The organism is Cognatishimia sp. (assembly GCF_964229375.1).
In the GTDB taxonomy this organism is placed as follows: domain Bacteria; phylum Pseudomonadota; class Alphaproteobacteria; order Rhodobacterales; family Rhodobacteraceae; genus Cognatishimia.
The window spans coordinates 1-10,873 of the sequence record NZ_CAXREH010000204.1 but is presented as its reverse complement, the minus strand read 5'-3'; the positions used below and the strand labels follow the sequence as shown (position 1 = coordinate 10,873).

Genomic DNA, 10,873 nt, shown 5'->3' with positions numbered 1-10,873 from the left:
AGCAGAACCGGAAGCTGGAAACACAAGCCAAACGCCACGATCAGCTTAAGCGTAATGTCCAATGTCTCGTTCACCTTACCTTGGAAGACGATGGCAATGCCGTCGTCCCTGATTGGGGTCTCAATGGCGGCGCCTTCGACAAAGAAGGCTGACACCAGCGACGAGGCATCCGCAAAGCCAAGGAAGAACTGCATCGCAAGCGGAGTTACGATGAAATGCGCAAAGGCCGCGCCCGAGATAAACAAGACCGGTGAGGCAATCAAAAACGGCAAAAACGCAGATTTTTCATTGCGATACAGACCGGGCGCCACAAAACGCCAAAGCTGATGTGCGATGGCAGGGAATGACAGTCCCAGACCGGCAACCATGGCCACGCGGACCAGCGTAAAAAAGTATTCCTGCGGCGCAGTATACTGCATCACGGGGTTTGGATCGCCCAAATTGCGCATGGTCTGCTCGATCGGGATCAGCAGAAAATCCAACAACTGTTTGCCAAAAATAAAGCAGACGATAAAGCCAATCACAAAGGCGATCACAGACCGGATCAGACGCGTGCGCAGCTCGGCCAGATGCTCGATCAACGGGGCGGAGCTTGCCTCCATTTCGTCGGTAGCGCTCATCTATGCGTCCTTGTTCTCTGTGTCGGATCCATCCGACTTCAAGGCCTCTACGGCCTCTTGCGCGGCCTTTGCCTCGGCCTGCGCTTTTTCAGCGGCCGCAGCGGCCTCTTTCGCGCGTTTCTCAGCCTGACGTTTCGCCGTAGCGTCGTGAATCTTTTTCGCATCCTCCGCGCGCTTTGCGGCCAACTTGCCCGTCTCGCTTTCTGGATCGTAATTCACCGCGGATTTCGCGTGTTCCGCCAAAGCATCCACCGCGCCCTTGGCAGGGTTCGTGGCCGCTTTGATCGTATTGGTCACGTCATCCATGCCGCTTTCCGCCGCCGCCTGGTTCATCGCAGACGAAAACTCACGCCCCATGGCACGCGCCTTACCGACGAAATTCCCAACGCGGCGAAACAGAACTGGAAGGTCTTTTGGGCCAACCACAATCAGCGCGACAACGCCGATAATGAGCAGTTCGCCCATACCGAAATCAAACATCCGGCGCTCCTTTCACGCAGCGCTTAGGCGTCGTCTTTGGTTTTTTCAGACTCTGGCGTTACGTCTTTGGCTTCTTCGAGCTGTTCTTCAAGCTCGTCTTTGCCTTCTTGAACGCCACGCTTAAAGGATGTGATGCCTTTGCCGACTTCGCCCATCAGGGACGAGATTTTGCCGCGGCCAAAAAGAACCAGAACGACAACGGCGATGAGCAGAACCTGCCATGGACCTAGGGACATTGTATTTCTCCTGCACAGAGGCCCGAGAGCCTCGTTTCAACTTTCTGGAGCAGAACTTATGCAGAGTACTCGGGGACGAAAAGACCGAAATCACCTATTTTTGAAGGATTTGGACAAAAAATGCAGTGCGCTTTGTCAATAGAGTGTCAATTGACAGGTTTTTGTCAGTAAGGTGAGTTAAGCAAAGGTGAGAATCACACATGAAACGCACAGAACGACTCTATGCCCTGATCGAGATTCTGAAGGATGGCGCGGTCCACCGTGCCGAGGATCTGGCGCTTCGTTTCGACGTCTCGCTGCGCACGATGTACCGCGATATGGACATGCTTGCCGCCAGTGGCATTCCGGTCGAGGGCGAACGCGGACGTGGCTATTCCTCGCGTGCGGCGATCACCCTGCCCCCGCTGAACCTTTCTGAAGAAGAGCTGGATGCGCTGCTTGTGACCCTATCCGCCGCCGGACAATCGGGTGATGAAACGCTGCGCACAGCTGCCCGGTCGTTGGCCGAAAAAATCGATGCCGTCTTGCCCGAAGATCATCGCGCAGCGCCTAAGTCCATGAATTTCGCGGCTTATCCTTTCGCCGAGTCCGCCTATGCCTTTCAGCATTTGACCAATCTGCGCGGCGCGATCCGCACCAAGCAACGCATCGCGATTGAGATGGTTTCGGGCGCCAATCACACCCTCAGGCCGCTGAAACTGGACTATTGGGGCCGCGTCTGGAGCCTGACCGCCTGGGTCGAAGACCTGAATGATTTCGGAAGTTTTCGCGTCGATCAGATCGAAACGGTTAAAATTCTGCCGGGGCTGTTTGTGGATGAGCCGGGCAAGACGCTGGCCGATCTGGACCGCCGCGCGTCATAGGCGCAACGTTGTCGACATCGCCAACAAGCTGGCCTTGCGCCGGAATTCACTCAGACCCAGCGCACCATCGGCCACCAGCATCGGATCTTTGGCAACCTGTTTCAAAAGCGCGGTATCCTGCCATGTGCACAAAAGTGCTGCGCGGGCGGGTCGGCTGATCAGACTTGTTGCAGCAGCTTTTCTGCGCGCCAATGCCTCGGTTGCTAAGGCGGCAACAGCCTCTGCGCGCCCATCCACCAGCGGACGCCTGCCGTGGTTCTCAAGCTCTGGGATGGCCTGAAACCAGCGCACAAGCGCATGGGCAAAAGCGATGTCACGCACAGCCTTGCTATCCGCCGCACCCAGCATCTGGCAGGCTGTCACCAAAAGATTTCCCGTCGTGGCCTCTAGATAGCGGCGAAACGCGGCATCATCCTCAAACGGATCCTTATAGATATCCCACCGACGCGCCTCGATCAGCGCATCCAGACCGTCGGCCATGTCAGGTGTCAGCGCAGCCGCCAAAGGCGACACAACCTCGTGGCGTCGAACCTGCGCGCCGGTTTTGATCTCTTCCAAAGCGTCACGCCACCACTGCAGGCGCATTTCGGCAATCATGCTTTCCTGCGTGATCCAAGGCGCGCGCGAGACTTCGATATTAAAGGCAAACAGCGGAAACAACTTAGCACGCGCCGCAACCGGCGCCGCCATAATCGCCAGAAAGCGGTCCGCATCGCCGCGCTGAACAAGGCCAGCGCAGGCGTTTATGTCATCGGTCAGACCCGTCACACCGCAACCGCACCGTCGTGTATAAGCTTACAATTGATTGCATCGAGCAAGGCTTCAAACGACGCATCCACGATGTTGGCAGAGACGCCAACGGTGGACCAACGCCGCCCGTTGCTGTCTTCGCTGTCGATAATAACGCGCGTCACAGCTTCGGTGCCGCCCTGGGTGATCCGCACCTTAAAGTCGACCAGTTTAAAATCCGCGATCATTTCTTGATACGGCCCAAGATCCTTGCCAAGCGCCTTGGCCAGCGCGTTCACCGGGCCTCGATCCGAGCCGCCCTCGTCCAGCGAGTCGCTGACCGACAGCATCTTCTCGCCCCCGATTTTGACGACGACGACCGCCTCTGACAGGCTAACCCTCTGAGTGTATTTGTTTTTACGCCGCTCAACCGTCACTTTATAGCGTTTCACGTCAAAGAAAGACGGCAGCATCCCCAATTCGTCACGCGCCAAAAGCTCGAAGCTGGCCTGCGCTGTATCAAAGCTATAGCCCTGAGACTCTTTCTCTTTGATCCGCGACAGGATGCGGGCCAAAGCAGGATCGCCTTTTTGCACCTCTATGCCAGCATCCGCCAAGCGTTTGATCAGGTTGGACTGGCCCGCCTGATTGGACATGGGAATGACCCGCTCGTTGCCCACCGATTTGGGGTCAATATGTTCATAGGTCGTCGGATCCTTAAGGATCGCGCTGGCATGCAGCCCCGCCTTATGCGCAAAGGCCGACGCGCCGACGAATGCGGCCTGCTTGGATGGCACGCGGTTCAGGATGTCGTCCAACATCCGGCTGATGCGGGTCAATCCCGTCAGGGCCTCAGCGGTCACGCCGGTCTGAAAGCGGCTGGCGTAGGGCTCTTTGGTCAGCAGAATGGGGATCAGAGTGGTCAGATTGGCGTTGCCGCACCGCTCTCCCAGTCCGTTCAACGTCCCCTGCACCTGCCGCGCGCCCGCATCAATGGCGGCCAGCGAATTCGCGATCGCCTGCTCGCAATCGTTATGGGTGTGGATCGCGACATGGCTTCCCGGAATGCCCGCCTCGATCACAGCAGCCGTGGCCTCATGTACCTCGGCCGGCATCGCGCCACCGTTGGTGTCACACAGCACAACCCAACGCGCCCCAGCGTCATAGGCGGCACGCACGGCTTGCAGCGCGTAAGTCGGGTTGGCCTTGAAGCCGTCGAAAAAATGCTCGGCGTCAAACATCGCCTCGCGCCCTTGTGCCACGATATGGGCCATGGACCGTGCGATATTGTCGGTGTTTTCCTCAAGCGTGATCCCCAGCGCCGTCTCGACGTGGAAATCATGGCTTTTCCCAACCAGACAGACCGCAGGCGTGCCTGCGTTCAACACGGCTGCCAGAACGTCATCGTTTTCCGCCGACATGCCAGACCGTTTGGTCATGCCAAAGGCGGTAAAGGTCGCGCGAGTGTCTGGACGCGCCTCAAAGAACGCGCTGTCGGTCGGGTTGGCGCCGGGCCAACCGCCTTCGATGAAATCCACACCTAGGGTATCAAGTGCCTGAGAGATCTGCTTTTTCTCATCAATCGAGAACTGCACACCCTGCGTTTGCTGCCCATCGCGCAGCGTGGTGTCGTAAAGATAAAGACGTTCTTTTTCCATCACAGCGCCTCCAGTTTTGAGGCATCAAAGTTTGGCCCCGGCACCAGTTCAACGCCGGTTTTGCTCATGCGCACTTCAAGGCCTGCGCCGATGAAGGCGGTTTTCAACCGGTCGACCTCGCTGAAATCCTTGCTCGTCATAGCCGCAGTGCGGGCCTCAAACAGTTGGGTTTCAAAGGCGGACAAATCGACCGAAGGCGCAGACGCCCAGTCCCCGAGTTTGTCGTCCAGCAGACCAAGCAACAGGCCCGAAGCCAGTAACTGTGCGGCTTCCCCGGCATTGGCCAGACGGTGCATTTCCGCCAGCGCACCGGCGGTGTTCACATCATCCGCAACAGCCGCCAGAACCGCCGGGGATGGGCTGTCTGCGGGCTCGATGCCCGTGGTCAGCCCACGCCACTTGCGCAGCGTCGCGGCGGCCTCTTCTGCCTTTTTCGCAGTCCAATCCATCGGCTTGCGATAATGCGTGGACAGAAACACAAAGCGGATCACTTCGCCCGGAACGCCCTGCTCTAGCAAGTCGCGCACGGTAAAGAAGTTGCCCAAAGACTTGGACATCTTTTTGCCTTCGACCTGCAGCATTTCATTGTGCATCCAGACCCGCGCGAATTCACCCTCGGGATGCGCGCAGCAGCTTTGCGCCACTTCGTTTTCATGGTGCGGGAACTGCAAATCATTGCCGCCGCCGTGAATGTCGAAACTGTCGCCCAGAATTTCATAGGCCATGGCGGAACATTCGATGTGCCAGCCCGGCCGCCCGCGCCCCCAGGGGCTGTCCCACCCCGGCAGATCATCGCTTGAGGGCTTCCACAGAACGAAATCCATGGGATCTTCTTTATAAGGAGCCACCTCGACCCGCGCGCCGGCGATCATGTCATCGACCGAGCGGCCGGACAATTTGCCGTAGTCCTCGTACTTGCGCACCCGAAACAACGCGTGGCCGTCTTTTGCATAGGCAAAGCCATCTGCGATCAGCTTTTCAATCATCGCGATCATCGGCGCGATGTATTGCGTGGCGCGCGGCATGTGATTGGGTTCGATCGCGCCCAAGGCGGCCATATCGCCAAGATACCAGCCGATGGTCTCTTCGGTGCGCTCGCCAATCAGCTCTTCCAGCGTGCCCGCAGCACCAGCCTCTTTACGCGACAGAGCGGTTGCGTTGATCTTGTCGTCGACATCCGTGAAGTTGCGCACATAGGTGACGTTGTCAGCCCCATAAACATGCCGCATCAACCGGTTCAAAACGTCAAACACCACCACCGGGCGTGCATTGCCCAGATGGGCGCGATCATAGACCGTCGGCCCACAGACATACATGCTCACTTGACCTGGAATAATCGGCTCGAAGACCTCTTTTTTGCGGGTCTTAGAGTTATAGAGCTTGATCTCGGTCATAGTGTCCTCACACACGGGTCTCGCGCGGCGGGCTTAGCAACTTTATCAATGGTTTGAAATAGAAGAACCGCCCGCCAACACTGTTAGCAGGCAATACAGCAAATAATGATTGTGCTGGTCTTGGTCATGCGCGCGACCATAGCAGCCGCGCGCAAAGGGTCAAGGGACTTGCCCATGGCCCGCCTTATGCGCAAAGAGACCGGTGATTGCGCAATCTATGTGTCGTAGCTGACAACCTCATATTCCAGCCCGTCGGGACCGTTGAAATAGAACCTTTCGCCGGGCTCATAGTCATAGTGCGAATGCGGCGCAAAACCGGCTTGCCGCACTTTCGCTTCGGTGGCTTTCAGATCGTTCACCACCACCCCAACATGGTTGATAGCGCCCTTGACCGCATATTTTTCGCCTGCCGGTCCAAGCTTTTTTGCCGGGCTGTACAAAGCCAGATAAGTTTCGCGATCACCAACATGAACTGTATATCCTTCGTCCATCGACGCACCCTCCCAGCGGATGTGCCAATCAAAAATCTGCATCAAAACCTGCGCCGTTGCCTGTGCGTCTTCGACGGTGATATTCACGTGCTCTAGTTTCATTCGAATTCCTTCCGCATTGAATCAACGTTGAATTCACTGTAATTCTTCAAGTATACTTTAAGGCAATAGGAATTTTTGGGAGTGTTTACAGCATGATGGGAAATCGCGGCCTGACTATCGGTGAAATCGCAGGGCGCACCGGCCTCGCGACCTCGGCAATTCGCTATTACGAGGACGAAGGACTTGTGCATCCATTTCGCACGGAAACCGGGCAACGCCGCTTTGACCGTGCCGACATTCGCCGCCTGTCTTTCGTGATGATCGCGCAGAACCTCGGTTTCAGCATTGCCCAAATCCGCGAGGTCTTGCACGGGCTTCCCGAGGGTCGCACCCCATCCAAAGCCGACTGGGCGCGGATCTCGAAAAGGTTTCGTAAGGATCTGGATCAGCGCATCGCACAGATGGAAGTTCTGCGCGAAAAACTGGATGGCTGTATCGGATGTGGATGTTTGTCGATGAAGGCCTGTGCGCTTTACAATCCAAAGGACAGCGTTCGACACAAGGGCAAAGGCCCACGCTATCTGCTCGGAGATTCCCCGGCCTAACAACGCCATGTGTTGACCTTTCGCGAAATTTCGATCCCATGGCACAAGGTTTGATTCCGAAAGGCAGTATGGCGATGAAACTTTCCAATCGTGTTCTGACATTGAATGGCGGTGGCTCTAACGGCTGGGAGATCTTTGAGCAGGCGCGCGACATGATCGCGGCCGGTGAACCAGTGACCATGTTGACGATTGGCGAACATGACATTGGCACATCACAAGAGATCCTAGAGGCCATGCATGCGGCCGCTTTGGGGGGACACACAGGCTATGCCGCGATCCCTGGCACGCCTTCGTTGCGTCAGACCGTTGCAGACCGAGTTCAGGCCCGTACTGGCGTTGCGACAACGTCCAAGAACGTATTGATCGTGCCCGGTGGTCAGTCAGGGCTGTTCGCATCACATTTCGCCGCCCTGAACCCCGGCGATCGCGCCCTGCATATTGATCCCTATTACGCCACCTCCCCCGGCACGCTGCGTGCTGTCGGTGCGCAGCCCGTTGCTGTTCCCGCACGGGCCCAAAATGGCTTTCAACCCACATATGAAGACATCGCCGCCCATGCCGAGGGCGCGACGTCTTTGCTGATCAATTCCCCGAACAACCCGACGGGGGCTGTCTATAGCGCGGAAACCCTCGACGCGATTGCGAAGGCCTGTCAGGATTTCGATCTTTGGCTGATCTCAGACGAGGTCTATGAGACACAAGTCTGGGAAGGGCAACATATCAGCCCACGCAGCCTGCCCGGCATGGCCGAACGCACGATCGTGGTGAATTCACTGTCCAAATCCCACGCCATGACAGGCAGCCGCATTGGCTGGATCGTGGCACCCGAAGCGGTGATTCAGGAGCTCACCGAGCTGGTCACCAACACCACATATGGCGTCACCGGTTTTGTTCAGGACGCCGCAGAGTTCGCGCTGAAACAAGGCACCTCGGTCGAAGCGGCCGTGGCAGAGCCCTTCTTACGTCGCCGTGGCTTCGTTCAATCCTTGGTCGAGGGCCAAAACGTCGCGCAATTGGTGCCTGCGCAGGGCGCGATGTATGTCATGCTCGACGTGCGGGCGACAGGGCTGTCTGGCAAAGATTTCGCAAGCGGTCTGTTGCAAGAGGAATTGATCGCGGTCATGCCCGGCGAAAGCTTTGGCACAGCGGCCGCAGGCCACATCAGGATCGCTCTGACGGTTGATGACGACCGGCTGCAAGACGCGATCAAACGGCTGCTTAACTACGCAAAGGCGCGTATTTAAACACTTATCCTTGATTTGTCGTTTTGCGACACCCAAAATACCCTCATGTCGCGAATGACCTAGATCAGGTCTATTATTTGTCGTTTTTCGTGCGGACGGAGGAACACATGAAGAACCGTCAGTGGAAAATTAATATCGTGTCCCGCACCATTGGTGCGGATCGCGGTCGTGCTGCGCGGGGTCGCCCTGCCCTTTGAATGAGCCAATCACTTAGCCATTCAAATTCAGGGAACACACATGAACGATATCTCTCCTCGCCGCTCTGGTGGACGTGCGGCACGCCGCGCGAACAGAGCAGCCCCATTGGCAAAAGCCTTGCGTCCGGTCAAAGCCGGTATGGAAGGAGGTTACTATAAACCTCTTTCAGATCAAGATGTTGAACGCATTCACGAAGCCGCACTTCGGGCACTCGAAGAAATCGGCCTGTGCGACGCACCAGAAAGTGGCGTCGCCTATCTGACATCCGTCGGCTGTATCGCAGGCGATGATGGCCGCATCCGCTTTCCGCGCGCGGTCGTGGAAAAAGCGCTGGAAACCGCCTGCCGCGAAATCACGCTATACAGCCGCGACGGTGAAAACGATCTGGTTCTATCAGGCGACCGCGTGCATTTCGGCACTGCCGGTGCTGCGGTCAGCATGGTCGACGTCGAAGGCCGCGAATACCGCGACTCAACCGTGCAGGATCTGCACGACGCCGCAAAAATCGTGGACACGCTCGAGCATGTTCACTTCCTGCAACGCCCGATGGTGTGCCGTGACATCGTGGACAACCGCGAAATGGATGTGAACACGATCTATGCCTCATGCTCTGGCACGACCAAGCACATCGGCACGTCTTTCACCGAGCCGGATTTCGTCGAAGACGCGTTGAAAATGCTGCACATGATTGCAGGCGGCGAAGAGGCCTGGCGCGCCAAGCCGTTCTTGAGCAACTCAAACTGTTTTGTGGTTCCTCCCATGAAATTCGCAACTGAATCCTGCGAAGTCATGGAACGCTGCATCGAAGGCGGCATGCCTGTGCTTTTGTTGTCTGCTGGTATGGCCGGCGCAACCGCGCCGTCCACAGTGGCTGGCGCGATCGTCCAGGCGGTTGCAGAGTGCCTTGCGGGGCTGGTTTACGTCAACGCGATCAAACCGGGCTACCCGGCCATTTTCGGCACATGGCCCTTTGGTCTGGACCTGCGCTCTGGCGCGATGACTGGTGGATCTGGCGAACAGGCCCTGCTGACGGCAGGCTGCACGCAAATGCACAAATACTACGGCCTGCCCGGAGGCTCAGCCGCCGGTATGACCGACGCCAAACTGCCTGACATGCAGGCGGGTTGGGAGCAGATGTGTTCAAACGTACTGGCGGGTGTTGCAGGGCTGAACATGGTCTATGAATCTGTCGGCATGCACGCGTCGCTCTTGGGCTTTTGCCACGAGAGCCTGATTTTGGGCGACGACATGATCGGCCACGCCCAACGCGTTCTGCGCGGGATCGAGGTGGACGACGTCACGCTGGGGCTGGACCAGATGGCCGAGGTCTGTTTGGGCGGCCCCGGGCATTATCTGGGCACCGACGAAACCTTGAGCCGGATGGAAAAAGACTATGTCTATCCGACAATTGGTGACCGCACTTCGCCCAAGGAATGGGCCGAAATCGGCAAACCCGATCTGAACCAACAGGCGATCAAGCGCAAAGAAGAGATCCTGTCAAAGCCGTCAAAGGCCGCCTTTGATCAGGAACTGGATGACCAGATTCGAGACGCGTTTAAGATCTATTTGCCAAAATCTTAAGACATAAATTTGAGGGGCTTCGGCCCCTCATTTTTTACGCCTGTCGCGATGATGGGGCCCGTCTATGCCTTTGGGTGTTTAGAAAAGGAAAAGGCGTTTCGAGATCACACTGATCGCCAGCTAGATCTCGAAACGCTTTAGTTTCGCCACTCGAACTCACTCTATTGTACCGCTCTGATTTCTGCCTGCGGTCCGAGCGTCGCTTCGGAATAGACGCATCTATTCCTGAAATCGTGGCGGGATATACCCCCCGCCGGGGTGTCGGATAGGCCCGAAGGCCTGTCCCCCGAGGTTTTCTTAGCTACAGCCTGAGGTCGCGCCGCAGGTGTTGCATTTCATGCAGGTACCGTTGCGCACCAGCGTATAGTTGCCGCAGTCGCCGCAAGGATCGCCCTCATAGCCCTGCATCTTGGCCTTGTCGCGGGCGCTCATCGTGGGCGTTGCGGCCGTAACCGTTGCCTCACCCACTTCGGGCACCAGAGTTTCCAGAGCAGAACTCGCATCCAACGCTTCGGTGCCACCGTTCAGAACCAGCAACTCCTGTGGCATACGCTTGCGTAGGTAGCCGGTAGAGGAAATCTGCTTCAGCACTTCCAGAGAACGTGTCGCAGCTTCGCCGCTCATCTCTTTGATATTGCTGACACCTTCCTCTTCGCCACGTCCCAGATCATCGAACGCCGGACCCTGTGGTTTCACATGCGCCAGATCGGTGCGGTCCAGATAAGACACGGC

11 protein-coding genes and 1 pseudogene are annotated in these 10,873 nt (G+C 57.2%); 4 read left to right on the top strand and 8 right to left on the bottom strand.

Annotated elements, in window-relative coordinates; all coding sequences use genetic code 11:
- The 3 genes from tatC to tatA form a co-directional block, all read right to left on the bottom strand.
- A partial coding sequence (gene tatC / locus ACEQWH_RS14930) for a twin-arginine translocase subunit TatC (protein WP_370232161.1) occupies positions 1-620 on the bottom strand: 620 nt, incomplete at its 3' end.
- Positions 621-1,100 carry a Sec-independent protein translocase protein TatB gene (gene tatB, locus ACEQWH_RS14925; RefSeq protein ID WP_370232159.1) on the bottom strand — a complete coding sequence of 160 codons (480 nt, stop codon included), beginning with the start codon at positions 1,098-1,100 and terminating at the stop codon, positions 621-623.
- Positions 1,101-1,123: 23 nt separating this feature from the next.
- Positions 1,124-1,336, bottom strand: coding sequence for a twin-arginine translocase TatA/TatE family subunit (gene tatA, locus ACEQWH_RS14920; RefSeq protein WP_370232158.1), 213 nt, complete (start codon positions 1,334-1,336; stop codon positions 1,124-1,126).
- A 200-nt stretch (positions 1,337-1,536) separates the two neighbouring features.
- Here tatA and ACEQWH_RS14915 point away from each other — a divergent pair, with 200 nt between their 5' ends.
- Positions 1,537-2,199 carry a helix-turn-helix transcriptional regulator gene (locus ACEQWH_RS14915; protein ID WP_370232156.1) on the top strand — a complete coding sequence of 221 codons (663 nt, stop codon included), beginning with the start codon at positions 1,537-1,539 and terminating at the stop codon, positions 2,197-2,199.
- On the opposite strand, the gene ACEQWH_RS14910 is transcribed toward ACEQWH_RS14915, so the two are convergent.
- The 4 genes from ACEQWH_RS14910 to ACEQWH_RS14895 form a co-directional block, all read right to left on the bottom strand.
- Entirely contained in the window at positions 2,194-2,967 is a 774-nt protein-coding gene (locus tag ACEQWH_RS14910) for a squalene/phytoene synthase family protein (RefSeq protein WP_370232155.1), read from the bottom strand. The genes ACEQWH_RS14915 and ACEQWH_RS14910 overlap by 6 nt on opposite strands.
- A complete protein-coding gene (gene cimA, locus ACEQWH_RS14905; RefSeq protein ID WP_370232153.1) occupies positions 2,964-4,586 on the bottom strand; it encodes a citramalate synthase in 1,623 nt (540 codons plus the stop codon). Before cimA ends, ACEQWH_RS14910 begins: the two co-directional genes overlap by 4 nt.
- Positions 4,586-5,980 carry a cysteine--tRNA ligase gene (cysS, locus tag ACEQWH_RS14900; protein WP_370232151.1) on the bottom strand — a complete coding sequence of 465 codons (1,395 nt, stop codon included), beginning with the start codon at positions 5,978-5,980 and terminating at the stop codon, positions 4,586-4,588. Before cysS ends, cimA begins: the two co-directional genes overlap by 1 nt.
- Positions 5,981-6,195: 215 nt before the next feature.
- Entirely contained in the window at positions 6,196-6,573 is a 378-nt protein-coding gene (locus ACEQWH_RS14895; protein WP_370232149.1) for a VOC family protein, read from the bottom strand.
- A gap of 92 nt (positions 6,574-6,665) precedes the next feature.
- Between ACEQWH_RS14895 and soxR the strand changes: the two genes are divergently transcribed.
- From soxR to ACEQWH_RS14880, 3 genes are all read left to right on the top strand, one after another.
- Entirely contained in the window at positions 6,666-7,118 is a 453-nt protein-coding gene (soxR, locus tag ACEQWH_RS14890; protein ID WP_370232148.1) for a redox-sensitive transcriptional activator SoxR, read from the top strand.
- A gap of 74 nt (positions 7,119-7,192) precedes the next feature.
- On the top strand, positions 7,193-8,362 hold the full coding sequence (locus tag ACEQWH_RS14885) for a pyridoxal phosphate-dependent aminotransferase (RefSeq protein WP_370232146.1): 1,170 nt from the start codon (positions 7,193-7,195) through the stop codon (positions 8,360-8,362).
- A gap of 237 nt (positions 8,363-8,599) precedes the next feature.
- Complete coding sequence (locus ACEQWH_RS14880) at positions 8,600-10,141, top strand: trimethylamine methyltransferase family protein (protein WP_370232145.1); 1,542 nt, start codon at positions 8,600-8,602, stop codon at positions 10,139-10,141.
- A gap of 297 nt (positions 10,142-10,438) precedes the next feature.
- Here the strand turns inward: ACEQWH_RS14880 and ACEQWH_RS14875 are convergent.
- Positions 10,439-10,873 (bottom strand): annotated as a pseudogene (locus tag ACEQWH_RS14875) (vitamin B12-dependent ribonucleotide reductase); the annotation flags it as partial.